The organism is Pseudomonas sp. AC355 (genome assembly GCF_979258205.1).
On sequence record NZ_OZ409843.1, the window covers coordinates 2183174 to 2202809 of the forward strand.

Consider the following 19636-nt stretch of genomic DNA (forward strand, 5'->3'; position numbering starts at 1 on the left):
GCGGCCTTTCATGTCAGCCTGCGCGACGGCTGGCGCAACAGGATCCACAACAAATAGGGCCCGCCAACCACGGCGGTGATCACCCCGACGGGAATTTCGATGGGCGCCAGCCAGGTGCGCCCGATCCAGTCCGCAGACGTCATCAACAACGCACCGGCCAACGCCGAACAGAGCACGGGCACGCCGCGATGACCGCTCAGGTAGCGCGCCATCTCTGGCGCGGCGAGGGCGACCAGCCCCACCGGGCCGGCCACTGCCACGGCCAGCGCGGTGAGCAGCACGGTGGTGATCAACGTCAGCAGGCGCATGGCTCTAAGACGCACACCAAGGCCCACCGCCACGCTGTCGGAAAAACGCATCAGTTCCAGACGCTGAGCCAGGTACTTGACCAGCGGCAGACTGAGGATCAGGCCGATGCCCAGCAGCCAGATGGCCTGCGCCGGCCGCGCGTTGAGGCTGCCGACCGTCCAGGGATATGCCACGTTAGCGGCATCGATATCGGCGCGTGCCAGCATCAGATTGGTCAGCGCTCCGAACACCGCACCCACGGCGATACCGACCACGATGAAGCGATAGCCACGGGCACCCGCGCCAGCACTCAGGCCGAAAGCCAGCACCGCCGCAGTGGTAGCGCCGGTAAGCGCCAGCACGGAAGGTGCCAGGGTCGTGGGTACGGCAACGATGGAAGCCACGGCGAAGGCAGTGGCCCCGTCGTCGATGCCGATTACCCCCGGAGTAGCCAGACGGTTACGCGCCAAGGTCTGCAGCAGGCAGCCACCGATCCCGAATGCCGCGCCGGTAAGCAGGCCGGCGACCAGGCGCTGCAGACGCAGCTCCTGAACCAGAAACACGTGCATCGGCTCGCCCTGGCCGAACGCAGCCGCCAGAGCCGTCCACGGCGACAGGCCAGCGGCGCCGGATGACAGGCTGACGCCGGTGATGAGCACGATCGCAGCCGAGAGCCCCAGCGCGGCGAACACACCGCGCCGGTTCAACAGCACCCGCAGCGAGCCAAGTGCCAGCAGCCAGTATCCGCTCGGTGCCTCGGGCATTGACGACAGAGGGCTGTTCATAAGGTCGGCAACCTGTGGCTGCGCACCACGGCGATCAGCACCGGTGCCCCGATCAATGCGGTCACCACGCCAATCGGCAGCTCGTAGGGGCTGACCAGCAGGCGCGAAAGGATATCGGCGAACAACACGATGATCGGCCCGAGCAACAGCGACAAACCGATGGTGCGGCGGATGTCCGGCCCGACCAGACGGCGCGCCACGAATGGCACTACCAGGCCGACGAACGCCATGGGCCCCGCCGCCGCCGTGGCGGTACCGACCAATACGGCGACGCCCAGCAAGGCGCCAAGACGTGTCAGGCCAGGATGGTGGCCGAGACCGGTGGCCATCTTCTCGCCGAGGGCCAACGCAGCCAGCGGGCGGATCAACGGCACGAGCAGCAGCAAGCCCAGCAACAGGCCGGGCGCACTCCAGGTCAATACGTCCTGAGGACGACCGGCCAGGGCACCGATGATCCAGAAGCGAATCTCGTCGGCGCTGCGCTGGTCGTGCAGCAGAATCAAGGTGCTGATGGCGGTCAGAATCCCCGAGAAGGCTGCACCGGCCAGCACCAGACGTACCGGGTCATCACCGACACCGCGCACCTGAGTGACCAGCAATACCAGCAGGCAACCCGCCATCGCGCCAGCGATGGCCACGCCGAGATTCAGGGTGGCCGCGCTGGCGCCCAGGCTGATCGCCACCACCACGGCGAAGGACGCACCGGCACTCACACCCAGCAGACCGGGCTCGGCAAGCGGGTTGCGGGTGGCCGACTGCAGCACCACACCCGCAGCACCCAAGGCGACACCGACCAGCACGCCGAGCAACGTGCGTGGCAGGCGCAACTCGAACAGCACGAAGCGCGCTTCATCATCCGTTGCGCCAAACAGCGCCAGCAGGCTGCGTGCGATGCCGACCTCACCCGCTCCGATCAGCAAGCTGGCAACGCACAATAGCGCCAACGACGCGGCCACCCACACCAGCGCATTGGCCAGTGGCAGACGACCGCCCTTCACATCGCCGGTCATTGCGAGGCGACGGCCTTCTCCACGTCATCGAGAATCACGTTGGCCGCCAGCGGCCCGCTGCCGCTGCTCCAGATCTGCCCGTCGACGCTCTGCACATGGCCGCTGCTGACCGCCTTCAAACGGGCGAATGCCGGCTGCTGACGGGCCTGCTCCAGCGCCTTGTCGCCATCGGCGTTGAGGGTCGCGAGGAACAGCCAGTCACCGTCGATGCGCGACAGATTTTCCAGGCTCAAGGCATCGCTGTGAGGCTTCTTGGTCAACTCCGATGCCATCGCCGTGCCCTTGAAGCCGAGCTGGCTCAGCAACTGGCCCACGAACAGGTGCTGGGACATCACGCCCGGCCCCTGCGGGCTCCAGCGCACCACGGAAGCGACCTGACCCGGCTCGATCTTGCTCTTGAGACTCTCGATGCGCGTGTCGACTGCCGCGATGGCGGCTTTGGCTTCATCAGCCTTGCCCAGCGCCTCGCCGTAGAACTCGACGTTGTTGCGCCAGTCCTGAAACGAGTTGCCCTTGGGCACCACGGTCGGCGCGATCAGGCTGAGTTTCTGGTACTGATCCTTGGTGAGTTCCGGCGAAGCCAGAATCAGATCCGGTTGCAGAGCGAACACCGACTCCAGATTGGTTTCCCGGGCGGTGCCGACGATCTTGACGTCGCCCGCCCTGCCCTTCAGATATTCCGATACGTCACTGCCGCCGCGCGTGGCAACGCTGCCCAGCGGCTTGACGCCAACCGAGAGCGCCACATCCAGCGCATTCTCGCCCAGGGTGACCACGCGCTGCGGCGTGCCCTGCAACTCGAGCGCACCAAAGGCCGTATCTAGGGTGCGTGATTCGGCCAGCGCAGTGCCCAGTGGCAGCAGCGCGACCAGGCCGGAAAACGCCAACAAACGTGAGCATCGGGATAGGCTAGCAATCATCGGAATATCCTTTCTTTACGGTGAAACGAACGGCTGCAACCTGGCAGCCGGCCGCAGTGCAATGACGATGGTTGTGGTTTGTCAGCAGCGGCAATACTGCGGCAAAAATGCTCGGTATTTTCATTTACACATGTAAAGCCGGGCGTCTTCATGAGGCCACCACGCCGGGTTGTTGCCAGATGGGTAGCGAGAACGGCACTCACCTTTTATGCATCACAGCCGTTCCGCAGGTCGCCACCAGGCTCAGGCCTATCGACTCGGACGCCAGCCACTCATCGAACCTGGCAGACGCCGTGGCAGTGTTTTTATCCGCACGTAACGGATGCACATAACTGCCCCACATCAACATCTGTAACGCCTGCAACAAGACACCGGGTTCTGCGGAAAACGCCGGCAAGTGACGCAAGTCGAAAAATGATTTTGGCCCCGAGCCAAGCGCCCGCAGCAGCGGATCGAAAATCGCTTCCGGCCCCGGAATCGACCCGATCGGCGTGGCAAAAACCAATCCGCCCGACGGTGGCATCGAAGGTAATGCCATGAACTGGAGACGATCCAGTTCGGCGAGATGTTGCTCGGCGCCGATGGCCTGAGCTTGTCGTTGAAACACGTCCAAACGCTGGTGCTGATTGCGGGCGGTGTCCTTGACCGTCTCGCGCAGAGCGGTCGACGGCAGACCGGCAAGAATCGGCTGAATATTGCCTGGAATGGACAGGCTATCCATGTTCTCGAAGCAGTCTGCACTCCCGATATAGGTCAGCTCGGCCTGCGCCACGATCCGATGCACGTCGGCGCAATGTTGTGGCCGCCAAAAATCGGTCAGGAAGTCATGAGCCAGATAGGTCAGGTGCTCTTTTTCCAGCGCTGCCAACTCATCCTTGAGGCCCGGGTTGTCTTCGAACGCCCCTGCGCCGTTATCCGCCAGACTGCGAAGAAGCTCAACGCCGTGACGAACAGCCTCTGCCGAATCGCCGGGCATGGCCAAGGAGACCTCATGCAGCACCTTCTGAATGGCGGTCAGCCGTGTCGCACCGGGGTAACACATATAGTGCAGATAAAAGAGGCCGCCCGGTTTCAGGTAGCGGTGCAGTGCCTTCAAGATGCTGGCCTGAGCCTGAGGCGGCAACCACGACCAGGTGCCATGGCAGGCGATGAAGTCGAACGGCTGCTGATCCTGCTTGGCGAAGTCAGCAAAGCTGGCTTCGATGAACTCTACATTCGTCAGCCCAATGCTCTGCGCAGCCTGCCGGGCCAGTGCAATATGCCCAGCATTGAAGTCGACACCCACGAACTCCCCTAGAGGGTTGCTCGCAGCCGCCACCAACAGGTTGATGCCTGCGCCACAGCCAAGCTCGCAGTATCGATACGGGCGAACGATATCCGGAGCTCTACACGCCAGGCTGGTCGCTATGTAGCTCATCCACACCGGCTGCATTTCCTTATGGAAATGCAGCGGATAGGGAACGTCGATCACATAGCCCTCTCGGCGGCTCATTGGCAATCTCCAGTCTTGGTAAAAGCAAACGCATCAAAACGCCAAAATCCAGCTTCCTCATACGCTCGGCGTAAGAGGAAGCTGGATGTGCGGTTCATACAGCCCGATTAGAAACGGCTGGTAAACCCGACGTAGAACGTGCGCGGGTCGCCGTCACCGTAATCGTCGTCGGTTTCCACGGCGTCATTGAAGACGTTCTGTACGCCAGCGCGCAGCGTCAGGTTCTTGTTGACGGCATAGTTGCCACCCAGATCCACCGTGGTATTAGCTTCAGCGAAGCTGTCGGCCCCAGTCGCGGAAGGCCGGTATAACTGCTTGCCAAGATATTGAGTCGATACGTAGGTGGAGAGCTGGTTGTTGACCTGCCATTCGAGCAGCGCATTGGCAGTCCACTCTGGCGTCATCAACAACGCTTCGCCTGTCGTGGTGTTCTCCGACTCGATCATGTAGGTCGCGTTACCGCTGAACGACACTGTGGTGCTGATCGGCACGCCGAACGACATCTCAACGCCACTGGTCTTGGCTTCCTCGATGTTGTACTGCTGGGTGTACCAGATTCCATTGACCTGACCCAGGAAGCCGTTCTGCATCATGTCCTTGATTTTGCTGGTGAAGTAGGTGGCTTCGAACCGGTATTCGTTTTCGTCGAAAGCTACACCCAGCTCATAGTTGGTGCTGATTTCGGGCTCCAGATCCGGGTTACCAACCATGAAGCACTGGCCGCCCATGTAACCGAGCGGTGCCAGTGACGTACACCCCATCCCCATCGACGAAGTGCCCGAGCTCAAGGAACGCTCTTTGAGGTTCGGTGCGCGGAAGCCTTTGGAAACCCCGCCCTTGATCGTCCAGGCCTCGGCAGGGTGATAAACCAGATAAGCACGAGGGCTGGTGTGGGCGCTGAAACCATCGGTGCGATCAGTGCGCAGACCCAGAGTCAGCGTCAGGTCATCACGCAGGAAAATCTGATCCTCGGCGAACACTGCCCAGGCCCATCCTTCCGGGTTCTTGTCGGCAGTCAATGCCTCGGCCTGGCCTGGAGGGATGAACGCAGCGATGTTGCCGATGTTGCCAGGGTTCTCAACCTCCTCTTCCTTGTATTGCAGGCCTGCGGTCAGCCATTGGCTGAAGCCCAGCTCGAAAGGCACGTCGAACTTGAAGTCGGCGACGGCTTCCTTCGACTTGGCGCCGCCATTGGCACTTTCGAGCTCATCAGCTTTGTTCTCGAAGGTGTTGACGTAGAGATCGAGCTTGGTACCCACCTCGCCAAAACGGCCTTCGTGGCCGATGCCGAAACCGCGGCTGATCATTTTCGAAGACCCGAACGTCTCATTGGTATCGCCTGCGGCTGCGCGCGCCTCCACGTCATCGAACGAGCGGGCACGCTCCTCACCAGCGGATGCGTCGACACTGAAACTGTGGTTCTCCGAGGCCTGCCAATTGAGCTTGGCATTGACGTTTTTCGACAATGCGCCGGTCGACCCCGTGGAGCCCGAATCTGACTCACGATCACTGAAGCTGCCACCAAGGCGCAGCCCGAGACTATCGGTCAGCGGGCCACTGACGTTGACGCCGATCTGCGATGTGTCGCCCGAGTCGCTGGGCTGCGGCCGGCTGTAGTTGGAGGTGATCGAACCACCCCACTCGGGTGAGACCTTGCGTGTGATGATATTGATCACCCCACCCATAGCCTCCGAACCGTACAGCGATGACATGGCGCCACGTACCACCTCGATACGCTCGATGGACTCGGGCGATAGCCAGTCCAGATCCTGAGGAATGGTGTCAGGGCGGTGGCCCAACAGCTGCGAGCTGCCGATGCGCTTGCCGTCGATCAGAATGAGGGTGTATCGATCCGGCATGCCGCGAAAGGAAATCTTCGAACCCGCGCCGGTTGCCGAGTAACCGCCAGTGACACCAGGCAGCGTGCCGAGCACTTCGGCAATGCTGGCCATCGGCTTACGCTCGATGTCTTCGCGCGTTACCACGCTGATACTGGCTGGGGCATCACGCAGATCCACTTCCGTACCTGCAGCGGTCACCACCGTGGAGCCAAGCTCCATCGCAGGATTTTGGCTCTCGGCGACATGCAGAATGGATGCGTCGTCAGCGAGATCATTTTCGGTAGTTTGCGCAGTCACCGCCGCTGGCGCACTGAACGCCAGCATGATGGCCGTGGCCAGCAGGTTCGGTTTGTATTTCGGATTCATAGACGTCCCTTCAACCCCATACGCGTCACGCCCAAGTGGGCAGAAATCGGCGGACGGGGATGTCGGAACTGATTACTCAGGCAGCCATTCTAGAGGCGTCCCCGCCGTCACAACGGCGCAAATGATAGTAAATATCATATGAGAGTAAACGTCATTTACACTCTATACACTTTGCTCGCGAAGCTGGGCGGCCGGTAGCAGCAGGTGCATTTGCAGGCCGCTCCCAGGCGGGCTTTCGGCCCACAGGCGGCCGCCCTGCAAGGCGATGGCGCTGCGAGCGATGCTCAGGCCAAGGCCAAAACCACCATCACCAGGACGCGCGCTATCCAGGCGCGCGAAGGGTTCGAAAATGGTTTCCAGGTAACGGACATCGATGCCTGGCCCGCTGTCGACCAGGCGCAGGTGCCAGTTATCCCCTTCCTGCTCTCCCAGCAGACGTACGCTGCCATCGGCTGGTGAGTGGCGGATGGCATTACGCAGCAAATTCTCCAGGGCCTGGGCGAGACTGGTCAGGTTGGCGGCGACCAGACAGCTTTCATCCACCTGGAACAGTAACTGGTCGCTCGACCAGCCCGTTTCGAAACAGGCATCCTCGACCAGCATGTCCCAGAGCTGCACCAAGCGAATCGGTTCACGGGCGAACTGCGGGCGCTCGGAATCCAGCCAAGCCAGCTCCAGAGAGTTTTCCACCAGGCGCTGCATGATGGTGATTTCCCGATCCAGGCGCTGACGCAGTACCTGCGGATCGCTCTCGCCGTCAGCCGCCACGCGCAGTCGGCTCAGTGGCGTTCGCAGCTCGTGGGACAGGTCGCGCAGCAGGCGCCGCTGGTAGGCGACGGTACCCTGCAAGCGCTCGGCCATATGATCGAAAGCGCGTCCCAACTCGCCCAGCTCGTCCTTGCGGGCGGCTACCGGTGGCCCGACGCGGGCGCTCAGGTCACCGGCGCTCAGGGTGGTGGCCTGTCGGCGGAGAATCACCAGTGGCGCGATGAACAAGCGGTACAGCAACGTGCCAAGCAGTATGGCGAGCGATGCCGGCAGCACCTTGCGCAGGAGAAACTCCCACAACGGCTGGTAATAACGCGGATCCAGTCGCGCAGGCAGTTCCATCACCAAACGAGTGTGACCGTCGCTGAAGGGCACATAAAAGGTCGGTCTGCCGCCTGGCCGGCCGACCTTCTGGCCGAGAGCACGCACGAAGTCCAGGCGCAACACTTCCTCTTTAGTAAGCGCCTGTGAGGACAGCGACAGGTGATCGTCATTAACCACCATGGCCCAGACCTCCTCACGCTCGCGCAGCTCATGAAGAAAGTCGTCCAGCCCAGGGGTTCCTCGTTCTTTCCAGGCGCTTTCGGCCTCTTGCGCAAAATCCCTCAACGCTCGCTGGCTGGACTCGGACAAAACGGACATCGAATCGTAGACGCGCTTGTCCAGATCCACATGCAGGCTGATGATCAGCAGGCAGAACAGCGCCAGCCCGAAGACCAGTTTCCAGAACAGCGAGTGCCGGCCTGGCATCTCAGGATTCCCGGCCGGTCAGCACGTAGCCTTTGCCCCAGACCGACTCCAGGCGCATGCCGGTGTAGCCGATGTGTTTGAGTTTGCGGCGCACGTTGCTGACGTGCATGTCCAGGCTACGGTCATGCTGGGCATAACCGCGGTGCAACACGTGCTGATAGAGGAAGGCCTTGCTGAGCACCTCTTCGGCATGTCGGGAAAAGGTTTCCAGCAGACGGTACTCGGTAGGCGTCAGCAACGCCCAGTGACCGTCGTGGCAGACATCGGAGCGATCCTCGTCATATTTCAGCGCGCCCTCCTGCAAGGGAGGCGGCTGCTCACGCCGCTCGTAGGCCACCCGGCGCAGGATCGCCTCGATACGCACGCTGAGCTCGCCCAGGCTGAATGGCTTGGGCAGATAATCGTCAGCGCCCTTGCTGAACCCGGCGATGCGATCCTGCTCGGCGCCCAGCGCAGACATCAGAATCACCGGCACACGACGCCTTTCACGCAGGCGCTGCAGCACGTCCAGGCCATTGCTGCCGGGCAGCAGAATGTCCATCAGGATCAAGTCGAAATCCTGCTCCTGAGCCAGACGCAGCCCCTCGCTACCATCGCGGCTGACGGTAACCTCGAAACCGCAATCCTGCAGATGAGCCTGCAGATGAGAGGCGAGAGCCGGGTCATCTTCTACCGCGAGAATACGGATGGCATGGGTGGCTGGGGACATCATGACGAGTGCGCTCTGAAAGCAAATGTGAACGATTCTACTATTTAGCAGCATTCCCGGTAAGCCGCCAAACGCCAGGCAAGCGTCTGCGCAGCGGAATCGCTACACTGCCTGACATCGTTGAAAGGGGACGTCGCGTGTTCAAGGATATCGGCATCAAGGGCCGGGTACTGATGCTTACCCTGCTGCCTACCAGCCTGCTGGCGCTGGTGCTGGGTGGCTATTTCATCTGGATGCAACTCTCCGGGCTGCAGGCGCAACTGCTGCAGCGCGGGCACATGATCGCCGAGCAACTGGCGCCCCTGGCGGCGCCTGCTCTGCTGCACAGCGACGAATCGCTGCTGCAACGCATCGCCAACGAAGCCCTGGAACAGCCGGACGTGCGCGCGGTGAGCTTCCTCACCACGCAGAACGACCGCCTGGCCCATGCCGGCCCCAGCATGCTCAATGAACGTCCAATCATCGACAGCGATACCGTGGGTGTCGCCCAACTTAGCAGCCAGGACGCGACCCGTTTTCTGCTGCCGGTAATGGCCCAGCACCTAACCCTTAGCGGAGAAGAGCAGCCCGCCTCGGTGGCCGCTCCGATCGGCTGGGTGGAGCTGGAACTGTCGCATCACAACACGCTACTCAGCGGCTACCGCAGCCTGCTGACCAGTCTGCTGTTGGTGGTGACCGGGCTGATCATCACCGGTTTGCTGGCGCTGCGCATGAGCCGCAGCATCAACGACCCCCTGCTGCGCATCAAGAATGGCGTCGCCCTGCTAAAGGATGGCCACCTGGAAACCCGCCTGCCACCACTGGGCAGCCATGAGCTGGACGAGCTCGCCTCGGGCATCAACCGCATGGCCGAGTCCCTGCAGAATGCCCAGGAAGAAATGCAGCACAGCATCGACCAGGTCACCGAGGATCTGCGCCAGAACCTGGAAACCATCGAGATCCAGAACATCGAACTGGACTTCGCCCGCAAGGAGGCCCTGGAGGCGAGCCGCATCAAGTCGGAGTTCCTGGCCAACATGAGCCACGAGATCCGCACCCCGCTCAACGGCATTCTCGGTTTCACCAACCTGCTACAGAAAAGCGAACTGAGCCCGCGCCAGCAGGACTACCTGAGCACCATCGAAAAATCCGCCGACAGCCTGCTGAGCATCATCAATGAGGTGCTCGACTTCTCCAAGATCGAGGCCGGCAAGCTGGTGCTGGAAAACATACCGTTCAACCTGCGCGACCTGCTGCAGGACACCCTGACCATCCTCGCTCCTTCCGCTCACGAAAAGCAGCTGGAACTGCTCTCGCTGGTCTATCGCGATACACCACTGTCGCTGTCCGGCGATCCACTGCGCCTCAAGCAGGTGCTCACCAACCTGGTCAACAACGCGATCAAGTTCACCCGCGAAGGCAGCATCGTCATCCGCGCCATGCTCGAAGAAGAAACGGCAGATCGCGCGCAACTGCGCATCAGCGTGCGCGATACCGGTATTGGTTTGGCGGAAGAGGATTTGCGTGCGCTGTTCCAGGCCTTCAGCCAGGCAGACAATTCCATGTCCCGCCAAGCCGGCGGTACCGGCTTGGGCCTGGTGATTTCCAAGCGCCTGATCGAGCAAATGGGCGGCGAAATCGGCGTGGACAGCACGCCCGGCGAAGGCTCCGAATTCTGGGTCAGCCTGAGCCTGCCCAAGGCCCGCAGCGATGCTGAAGACCAGCCCCGCGCCCTCTCGGGACGTCGAGCCGCCATTCTCGAAGCCCACGAATTGGCCTGCCAGGCACTGCAGCATCAACTGGAAGATTGCGGACTGCACGTCAGCGTATTCAGCGACCTGAACAGTTTGTGCGAGGCTGTCAGCACGGCCAGCCAATCTGCACAGCCTTTCCACTGTGCAGTGCTCGGCGTAACGGCCAGCCATTTACCACCCGAGCAGCTCGGCCGGCACACCTGGGATCTTGAGCACCTGGGCTGCAAAACCGTGGTGCTTTGCCCCACCACCGAGCAATCGCACTACCAAGACTGTGTGCCCGACTGGCATAGCCAACTGCAGGCCAAACCCGTCTGCACGCGCAAGCTGCAACGTACGCTGACCGAACTGATCGTCCCCAAGCAAATACGCCAGCAGGCGCGGCGCAGCACCACACACTCGCCGACCATCCTGTGCGTCGACGACAACGCCGCCAACCTGTTGCTGGTGCAAACCCTGCTCGACGGCATGGGTGCCCAGGTCACGGTCGCCAGCAGCGGTTTCGACGCCTTGGCGATCGCCCGGGAACAAGAATTCGACCTGGTGTTCATGGACGTGCAGATGCCAGGGATGGATGGTCGCCAGACCACCGAGGCCATCCGTCAGTGGGAACACGATATCGGCCGCACACCGATGCCCATTGTCGCCCTCACCGCCCACGCCCTAGCCAACGAAAAACGCACCTTGCTGCAGAGCGGCATGGACGACTACCTGACCAAGCCGATCAGCGAACGGCAACTGGCTCAGGTCGTACTCAAATGGACAGGTCTGTCGTTGCAGGGCGCCAATCAGAACCATGCCCCTGCCGACATCGTAGCGCCGCCCACCGCGGTACTGGATAACGAGGAAGGCCTGCGCCTGGCGGCTGGTAAGGCCGACCTGGCGGCTGACATGCTGAGCATGCTGCTGGCCGGGCTGCCAGGAGATCTCCAGGCCATCCGCAAGGCCCGCGCCGATGGCGACCGCAATGCCTTGATCGAGCGCATCCACCGCCTGCATGGCGCCACCCGTTACTGCGGCGTGCCGCAACTGCGCGCAGCCTGTCAGCACAGCGAAACTCAGCTCAAGCAGGATCAGCCCATTCGCAGCAGCAGTTTGGATGAGCTGGAGCAGGCCATAGAACGCCTGAGCCAAGAAGCGAACGTCGATCAATGACGCGCTGCCGCCACCGATGAACAGCCATCCAATGTCCCACTGCCAGCCCTGTGCAAGCCCGCTTCCCGGAACCGTCAGATGACAGCAGCTCCCCCCTCCACCGCACAACTGCCGCTGACCAAACGCCTGAAAGCCGGCACCAGCCGCGACCATGACAGCGTCGACACACTGGTCATGCAGGCTCGTCCGTTCGAGAGCCTGCTGCGCTATGGCTATTTCCTGCGCCTGCAGCATCGTTTCCATGGCTCCATTGATGCGCTGTACGACGATATCGAACTCAATCGCCTGCTGCCGGGCCTGAGTGAGCTGCCGCGTTTCGAGGCGGTTTGCACGGATATGGCCGACCTGGATCTGCTGGTGCCACCTGCCCCGCCAGCGGTGGTGCCCACCAGCACGCATGCGGCACTGGGCTGGCTGTACTGCAGCGAAGGCTCCAACCTGGGCGCGGCCTTTCTGTTCAAGGAAACCCAGCAAATCGGCCTCGATGCCGAGAATGGTGCCCGCCACCTGGCGGCCCACCCGGATGGTCGCGGCCTGCACTGGCGCCAGTTCGTCGCTCTGCTCGATGGCCTGGAACTGACCGAGGATCAGCGCGAAGAAGCAGTCAGCGGTGCCGTTGCGGCGTTTGACTTCTATCGCGCCGCGCTACGCGAAATCTTCCCAGCAGCCTGAAGATCCAGCAGCGAAACGTGATCAAACAACGTTTCGCCGCGCCGCCCTCCTGAATCACGGCCTGCTAGAATGCCCTCCTCACCCGGAGGAACCATGGCCGAACACGATTTCCGCTACAACCTGCTCAACCCCGAACACACCCTGATCGAGTGCCGTGCGCTGGCTCCCGGCCGCTACCAGGTCACCGGTAACGGCGGCTCGATCAAGAGCAACGACGCCCTGGTGGTCAGCCTCAAGGGCAGCCGTGACCTGAGCATGCGCTTGCAGGTCGATAAGGTTCGCCACCTGATCAATCCTCCCGGCCAGTGGGTCGCGGTCGCCCATGGGCCTGCCTTTACCGAACTGTCGATTTTCAATTGGCAAGTCACCTGTGACAGTTGCAACAAGCAACTGGACTTCGAATTCGCGGTCGATAGTGCACTGGGCAAGAAAGCCCAGACGCCCGCTGCCGATGCTCGCCTCGTGGAGCTCGGCTGGCGTAAACAGCAGGAAAAACACCTGTGCCCTGCGTGTCTGAAAAAGGAGGCCTGATGAAACCGCTTCTCGCCCTGGGCTTGGCTGCCGCTGCCCTGGCTGGCTGCGCCGGCAAACCGGTGCAACTGGAAACCGAACGCGTCTACCGCGTCGAATGGATTGGCGAACGTCCGCTGATCGACAACAGCCATCTGACCATCACCCTGGGTGACGACGGCCGCGCCTACGGCAACGCCGGCTGCAACCACTGGTTCGCCAGTTACCAGCGTGACGGCAACAAGCTGACCTTCAGCGAAGCCGGCAGCACTCGCAAAATGTGCGCACCGGCACTCATGGAACAGGAAAGCCGTTTCCTGCAGAGCCTGAGCACCATCGAACGCTGGGATATCTCGCCGATCGAGCAACTGCGCCTGTGGCCGGCCAGTGGCAAACCGATCCGGTTGTGGCCTGACGAGTAAGAGCAGTGGTCAAAGTGGCGATTGGCGGGAAACCCTGATCGCCCGCAAGCGGGCTCCTACACGGTGCGGTGTCTGGCAACTGTTGTGCACGGATCCTAAACCGTAGGAGCCGTGGGGGCGCCTAGCCCTTGCCAGTTCTGCACAGACCACACGTAGGGGCTGGCTTGCCGGCGATGCGCTTTGGGGACTACTGGCACAGCTCCGCCTATTTACGGCTCACGCTGCGTGAACAGATCCAGCTGCTCATGCTTGCCACGCAAATCCTGTAACCGCACACCCACGCCCAGCAAGCGCACTGGTCGATTGCCGCGCGCATGGGCGTTGCTGAGCAGGACTCGATAGCTGTCCAGATCACGAGCAGCGCCGGCCTGCTCAAGGGTGGTCTGGGTAAAGTCGTGGAACTTGACCTTGACGAAAGGCTTGCCCACCCGATAGCTGCCGTCCAGGCGGGTCATGCGTCGTTCCAGCTCTTCCAGCAGCGCAGGTAATTGCGCCAGGCAGGCATCCAGATCTGGCAAATCCTGATCGTAGGTATTTTCCACGCTCATCGACTGACGGCGGCTGTCCGTCTGCACCACACGCTCGTCGATACCATGGGCCAGGCTCCAAAGGCGTTCGCCGAAACTGCCGAACTCGCGCACCAGCCGCAACTTGTTCCACTGGCGCAAATCACTGCAGGTGCGTATGCCCAGGCGGGTCAGCTTGTCGGCGGTCACCTTGCCTACGCCATGCAGTTTGGTGACCGGCAACTCGGCGACGAAGTCCTCGACCTGATCGGGGGTAATCACGAAGATGCCGTTGGGTTTGCGCCAGTCGCTGGCGATCTTGGCCAGGAACTTGTTCGGCGCGACCCCTGCCGACACGGTGATGTGCAGGTCGCTGGATACCCGACGACGGATGTCCTGGGCGATACGTGTAGCGCTGCCGCCGAAGTGCTCGCAGTTGGACACGTCGAGAAAGGCCTCATCCAGGGACAGCGGCTCGATCTGATCGGTGTAGTCGCGAAAGATCGCGTGAATGTCCCGGGACACAGCGCGGTAGACGTCGAAGCGTGGCTTGACGATCAGCAAGTCAGGGCACAGTTTCAGCGCATGCCCCGAGGCCATGGCCGAACGCACGCCGTAGGCACGTGCCTCGTAGTTGCAGGTGGCGATCACTCCACGCCGATCCGCCGAGCCACCCACCGCCATGGGTTTATCGGCCAGAGCTGGGTTGTCGCGCATTTCGACAGAGGCGTAGAAGGCGTCACAGTCGACGTGAATGATCTTTCGCTGCGCCATAAACCTGAAAACGAGAAAACTGGCCGACCACGAACAGCGGCGGGCAAAGGTGGATAGGCACCTTACTGTATATAAGAACAGCCTTCCAGTTCGAAGTTACGCATTTATAACCTACCCGCACCCGACGCGCTGGCGCCATAAAACCGCCTGAAAGGCCCGCATGGCAGGGGCTGGGCGACTCCCGGCAGTTGCGCAGCGCCGCTAACTGATTGAACGGAAAACAGTTTTTTCCGAGATAAGCGTTGACAGCATGCCTCAGATGAATAGAATGGCGACCGCGGGATGGAGCAGTCTGGTAGCTCGTCGGGCTCATAACCCGAAGGTCGTCGGTTCAAATCCGGCTCCCGCAACCAGATACTCAGAAAGGCCACTCAATCGAGTGGCCTTTTTGTTTTTCCGCTCTGTCAATTTAACTTATTGATTGAAAAGCATAAATCGATTGACAGAAGTCCACTTTTGTATAGAATTGCCGGCGCGGGATGGAGCAGTCTGGTAGCTCGTCGGGCTCATAACCCGAAGGTCGTCGGTTCAAATCCGGCTCCCGCAACCAGATACTCAGAAAGGCCACTCAATCGAGTGGCCTTTTTGTTTTTCCGCCCTGCCGATTTAACTTATTGATTGAAAAGCACAAATCGATTGACAGAAGTCCGCTTTTGTATAGAATTGCCGGCGCGGGATGGAGCAGTCTGGTAGCTCGTCGGGCTCATAACCCGAAGGTCGTCGGTTCAAATCCGGCTCCCGCAACCACCTTCGAAACGAAAGCCCTGACAGCCTAGCTGTCGGGGCTTTTGTTTTATGGGCGCCTGAAAAGCCCCACCCTCCTCCCGCACAACCCCACCTGAAGCACTATCCTCTTCTTGCAGATAAATCTTTCATAGCGTCCGGCATGGACACCTTGAAGCGGCACGCCTGTACCCATACATTATTTGTCACACAAAGAAACTTGGCTTCCGCCTTCCAATCTGAGCCGCACTACCCAAGAGGTATCCGATGCGCGCCAGCTCCGACGCTACTGCTCCACCTTCCCTGCCCAAATCTCAACTCCTGTTATGGCGCCAACGCCTGGATCGATACCGCCAGCCGCTGGGGCTGAGTGTCGCGCTGCTGCTGTTCGTGGTGGCGCTGCTTGCCTGCCGGCATCTGCTTGATGAACTCGATCCCAGCGCTCTGCACCAATCCATCCTGGCTGTGCCGACCGTGAACCTGTTCGGCGCCGTTGGCTTGACCATTCTGGGCTTCATCGCCCTGCTCGGTTACGAATGGTCGGCCAGCCGCTACGCAGCCGTCAGCCTGCCAGCCCGCACACTGGCCACCGGCGGCTTCTGCGCATTCGCCATCGGCAATGCGGTCGGCCTGTCGATGCTTTCCGGTGGTTCGATTCGCTATCGCCTGTATGCCCGCCACGGCATCGGCGCTGGCGATGTGGCGCGCATGACGGTATTCGCCAGCCTGTCACTCGGCTGCGCCCTGCCCCTGCTGGCAGCCCTTGCGGCCCTGGCTGATCCTGGCGCAGCGGCAGCCGCCCTGCATCTGCCATCGCCGGTATTGATCGGCCTCTGCCTGGTACTTCTGGCCCTCGGCGCGGCGCTGCTTCTGGCTCTGCATCGCGCTCGCCTGGCGGAAAGACCAGCCCCGGACTGCGTGACCGTGCGACTACGCAGGCACCTGCTGCGCCTGCCCGACACACGACTGACCCTGCTCCAAGTACTGATCACCCTTATAGATGTCAGCGCCGCAGCGGGTGTACTGTATCTGCTGCTGCCCGAAGCGCCGCCCTTCACTACCTTCCTGCTCGTCTACCTGCTGGCTCTGGCCGCTGGCGTCCTCAGCCACGTACCCGGCGGTGTGGGCGTGTTCGAGGCGGTGCTGCTGGCGGCTTTCGCCAACGAGCTCGGTGCTGCTCCATTGGCTGCGGCGCTGCTGCTGTATCGCCTCATCTATATCGTGCTGCCGTTGCTGGTGGCGTGTCTGCTGCTGCTAGCCATGGAGCTGCGTCGCCTGGTCGATGCGCGCCAGGCGATTCGTGCCGCCAGCGGTCTCGCCGCTCCAGTCCTGGCGCTGCTGGTATTCATCTCGGGGATGGTGCTGCTGTTCTCTGGCGCGACGCCGAGCCTGGATGAACGCCTGGAGATTCTCGACTTTCTCATTCCGCACCGACTGATCGATGCCTCGCACTTCGGCGCCAGCCTGATCGGCCTGCTCTGCCTGCTGCTGGCCCAAGGGCTGCGCCGTCGTCTCTCTGCGGCCTGGGCGATGACCCTGGGGCTGTTGATCACCGGTGCGGTGCTGTCGCTGCTCAAGGGCTTTGACTGGGAGGAAGCGTTGCTGCTGAGCATCACCGCTGGCCTGCTGGCCTTGTTCCGCCCCTACTTCTATCGCCCCAGCCGCATAATGGAGCTGCCCTTCTCGCCCTGGCACCTGGCGGCCAGCGCCTGCGTGCTCGGCGCCTCCATCTGGCTGCTGTTCTTCGCCTATCAGGACGTCCCCTACGAACACCAGCTGTGGTGGCAGTTCGCGGTCAACGCTGACGCACCACGTGGCCTGCGTGCCGCGCTCGGCTGTGTGTTGCTGCTCGGCGTGGTGTTCCTCGCCTGGCTGCTGCGCGCCGCACCACCGGCCATCACTCTGCCGAGCAGCGAAGAGCTGGATCGCGCAGCGCAGATCGTCAAAGCGTCCGGTCAGGCCGATGGCGGCCTGGCGCTGACCGGCGACAAGGCACTGCTGGTACATCCGCAAGGCGATGCCTTTCTGATGTACTCGCGCCGCGCCCGCAGCATGGTCGCCCTGTTCGACCCCATCGGTACGGCGCAGCGGCGTGCCGAACTGGTCTGGCAATTTCGCGACCTGTGCGACCGCCATCACACCCGCCCGGTGTTTTACCAGGTGCGCGCCGAGAACCTGCCGCTGTACATGGACATTGGCCTGACCGCCATCAAGCTGGGTGAAGAAGCCCGGGTCGACCTGAATCGCTTCGACCTGGAAAGCACCGGCAAGACCATGAAAGATCTGCGCTACACCTGGAACCGCGGGCAGCGCGACGGCCTGGCGCTGGAATTCTTCGAGCCCGGCCAAGCGCCTCTGGACGAATTGCGCGGCATCTCCGACGCCTGGCTGAACGGCAAGCAGATGCGCGAGAAAGGCTTTTCCCTCGGTCGTTTCGATCCCGCCTATCTGCGCCACTTCCGCATCGTCGTCGCGCGAGTCGAAGGCCGCGCCGTGGCCTTCGCCAATCTGCTGGAGACCGACAGCCGGGACCTCGCCACTCTCGATCTGATGCGTGTGCTGCCGGATGCACCAAAGCTGACCATGGAATTCCTCATGCTCGGCTTGATCCTGCATTTCAAGGCAGCCGGCTTCGCCCGCTTCAGCCTCGGCATGGTGCCGCTTTCCGGCCTGCAGCCACGTCGCGGTGCGCCGCTGGCGCAGCGTCTTGGCGCCCTGGTGTTCCAGCGCGGTGAGGCGTTCTACAACTTCCAGGGCCTGCGCCGCTTCAAGGACAAGTTCCAGCCGGACTGGGAGCCCCGCTACATGGCCGTACCTGCCGGACTCGACCCGCTGGTGGCGCTGACCGATACCGCCGCGCTGATCGCCGGTGGTTTTACCGGACTGGTGAAACGTTGATGACCCCTACTGCCAAACGCCTGATACCGATACTGATCCTCCTGCTCGTACTGCTCGCTGGCGGTCTCTACTACTGGCTGCGGCCGCCCGCCGAAGCCAGCCTGGCACGCCAGCCACTGGCCACCGGCGGCGACCTGGTGCTCGCCACGCCGGGTGATAGCGTGCAACGTCGCGTGCTCCTGGCCCTGCCCACCGACCAGCAACTCAGCGATGCCGAGCTGTTGGAACTGGCGCAATCCAATCACGCCATGATCGGTCAGTACCAGGCCACGCAGCAGAGCTGTGAGGCGCAGGCCAAACGTCTGCAAGAAGCCACTGCACAGATGGACGGCCCAGTGAACCTGTTCGCTGGCAGCGACAACGCCGCCATGCTCGCCTGGCGCTGGCTTGCCGCCCAGACCGACGACAAGGCTCAGGCCCTGTCAGTCGGCTTCTCGCTCTCCAAGCCCGATTGCGGCACACCTCCCCCGGCCAGCAGTGCCCACGGCCACTGGTTGGCCGTATGGAACGACAACCCGGATGACGCCAGCGCCCGCTTCGTCCGCCAGCAGAGCAACGCAGAAACCCTGATCGGCGACTACCAGACCGCGCCCAAGGCGCTGCTCACGGCCCAGTTGCGTCGCCTGCTGCAAGGCACTGGCGATGCCCTGCCGGTGGTCGAAGTACCGGCAGCCCAGCCCGGCGATACAGTAAGCCTGTTCTACTCCGGTGATGGCGGCTGGCGTGACTTGGACAAGGCGGTCGCCGAGCAGATGGCCGAGCGTGGCTACCCGGTGGTTGGCGTCGATACCCTGCGCTACTTCTGGCAGCGCAAGAGCCCCGAACAAGCCGCCAGCGACCTCTCCGAATTGATGCGCGAGTACCGGGAAAAATGGCACGCCAAACGCTTCGTGCTGATCGGCTACTCCTTCGGCGCCGACGTAATGCCAGCGCTCTACAACCGTCTGCCGGACAGCGACAAGAGCCAGGTAGACGCCGTTCTGCTGCTAGCCCTGGCGCGCAGCGGTGCTTTCGAAATTCGTGTTCAGGGCTGGCTCGGTAAAGACGCCAGCGAAGCGGCCACCGGGCCGGAACTGGCCAAGCTACCGGCGGAAAAGGTGCTGTGCGTCTACGGCACAGAAGAAGCGCCCGAGAGCGGCTGCACTCAACCCGACGCCGTCGGCGAGAACCTGCAGCTGCCCGGTGGCCACCACTATGACAAGGATTACCCGGCGCTGGCCCAGCGGCTTATCACGGCAATCCAAAAACGCCAGGGCGGCACTCACTGACTGCGGCCAAACGAATAGCGGCACGCGCACGCAATCGACGTACGAC

At 62.2% G+C, this 19636-nt stretch carries 14 protein-coding genes and 3 tRNA genes; 9 read left to right on the top strand and 8 right to left on the bottom strand.

All coding sequences use genetic code 11. From position 1 onward, the window contains the following. Positions 1–8: 8 nt before the first annotated feature. From ACZ0AI_RS10405 to ACZ0AI_RS10435, 7 genes are all read right to left on the bottom strand, one after another. Positions 9–1073, bottom strand: a complete 1065-nt coding sequence (locus tag ACZ0AI_RS10405) for a FecCD family ABC transporter permease (RefSeq protein ID WP_463565682.1) — start codon at positions 1071–1073, stop codon at positions 9–11. After that, entirely contained in the window at positions 1070–2083 is a 1014-nt protein-coding gene (locus tag ACZ0AI_RS10410; RefSeq protein WP_463565683.1) for a FecCD family ABC transporter permease, read from the bottom strand. Before ACZ0AI_RS10410 ends, ACZ0AI_RS10405 begins: the two co-directional genes overlap by 4 nt. Next, positions 2080–3003, bottom strand: a complete 924-nt coding sequence (locus tag ACZ0AI_RS10415) for an ABC transporter substrate-binding protein (protein ID WP_463565684.1) — start codon at positions 3001–3003, stop codon at positions 2080–2082. Before ACZ0AI_RS10415 ends, ACZ0AI_RS10410 begins: the two co-directional genes overlap by 4 nt. A gap of 199 nt (positions 3004–3202) precedes the next feature. Then, positions 3203–4495, bottom strand: coding sequence for a class I SAM-dependent methyltransferase (locus ACZ0AI_RS10420; protein WP_463565685.1), 1293 nt, complete (start codon positions 4493–4495; stop codon positions 3203–3205). A 107-nt stretch (positions 4496–4602) separates the two neighbouring features. Continuing rightward, complete coding sequence (locus ACZ0AI_RS10425; protein ID WP_463565686.1) at positions 4603–6702, bottom strand: TonB-dependent receptor domain-containing protein; 2100 nt, start codon at positions 6700–6702, stop codon at positions 4603–4605. 162 nt (positions 6703–6864) lie between these two features. Then, positions 6865–8220, bottom strand: a complete 1356-nt coding sequence (locus ACZ0AI_RS10430; RefSeq protein WP_463565687.1) for a HAMP domain-containing sensor histidine kinase — start codon at positions 8218–8220, stop codon at positions 6865–6867. 1 nt (position 8221) lies between these two features. Continuing rightward, positions 8222–8932 carry a response regulator transcription factor gene (locus tag ACZ0AI_RS10435; RefSeq protein WP_463565688.1) on the bottom strand — a complete coding sequence of 237 codons (711 nt, stop codon included), beginning with the start codon at positions 8930–8932 and terminating at the stop codon, positions 8222–8224. A 134-nt stretch (positions 8933–9066) separates the two neighbouring features. Here ACZ0AI_RS10435 and ACZ0AI_RS10440 point away from each other — a divergent pair, with 134 nt between their 5' ends. The 4 genes from ACZ0AI_RS10440 to ACZ0AI_RS10455 all read left to right on the top strand — a co-directional run bounded on the left by ACZ0AI_RS10440 (position 9067) and on the right by ACZ0AI_RS10455 (position 13421). Further along, positions 9067–11817, top strand: coding sequence for an ATP-binding protein (locus ACZ0AI_RS10440; RefSeq protein WP_463565689.1), 2751 nt, complete (start codon positions 9067–9069; stop codon positions 11815–11817). A gap of 78 nt (positions 11818–11895) precedes the next feature. Then, positions 11896–12489 (top strand): biliverdin-producing heme oxygenase, encoded by a 594-nt coding sequence (locus ACZ0AI_RS10445; RefSeq protein ID WP_463565690.1) that lies wholly within the window; start codon positions 11896–11898, stop codon positions 12487–12489. A gap of 93 nt (positions 12490–12582) precedes the next feature. Further along, positions 12583–13020 (top strand): hypothetical protein, encoded by a 438-nt coding sequence (locus ACZ0AI_RS10450; protein WP_463565691.1) that lies wholly within the window; start codon positions 12583–12585, stop codon positions 13018–13020. Beyond that, the gene (locus tag ACZ0AI_RS10455) at positions 13020–13421 is read left to right on the top strand and encodes an META domain-containing protein (RefSeq protein ID WP_463565692.1); all 402 of its coding nucleotides are present in this window, start codon (positions 13020–13022) and stop codon (positions 13419–13421) included. Before ACZ0AI_RS10450 ends, ACZ0AI_RS10455 begins: the two co-directional genes overlap by 1 nt. A 209-nt stretch (positions 13422–13630) precedes the next feature. Here the strand turns inward: ACZ0AI_RS10455 and dinB are convergent, their stop codons facing one another. After that, positions 13631–14701 carry a DNA polymerase IV gene (gene dinB / locus ACZ0AI_RS10460; RefSeq protein ID WP_463565693.1) on the bottom strand — a complete coding sequence of 357 codons (1071 nt, stop codon included), beginning with the start codon at positions 14699–14701 and terminating at the stop codon, positions 13631–13633. A 276-nt stretch (positions 14702–14977) separates the two neighbouring features. On the opposite strand from dinB, the gene ACZ0AI_RS10465 reads away from it, so the two are divergent. The 5 genes from ACZ0AI_RS10465 (at position 14978) to ACZ0AI_RS10485 (ending at position 19590) form a co-directional block, all read left to right on the top strand. Continuing rightward, positions 14978–15054, top strand: a tRNA-Met gene (locus ACZ0AI_RS10465). A 120-nt stretch (positions 15055–15174) separates the two neighbouring features. Then, a tRNA-Met gene (locus ACZ0AI_RS10470) sits at positions 15175–15251 on the top strand. A gap of 120 nt (positions 15252–15371) precedes the next feature. Next, positions 15372–15448, top strand: a tRNA-Met gene (locus tag ACZ0AI_RS10475). Positions 15449–15691: 243 nt separating this feature from the next. Next, on the top strand, positions 15692–18322 hold the full coding sequence (mprF, locus tag ACZ0AI_RS10480) for a bifunctional lysylphosphatidylglycerol flippase/synthetase MprF (protein WP_463565694.1): 2631 nt from the start codon (positions 15692–15694) through the stop codon (positions 18320–18322). Beyond that, positions 18322–19590 carry a virulence factor family protein gene (locus tag ACZ0AI_RS10485; protein WP_463565695.1) on the top strand — a complete coding sequence of 423 codons (1269 nt, stop codon included), beginning with the start codon at positions 18322–18324 and terminating at the stop codon, positions 19588–19590. The genes mprF and ACZ0AI_RS10485 overlap by 1 nt, the downstream gene beginning before the upstream one ends. Positions 19591–19636 lie beyond the last annotated feature (46 nt).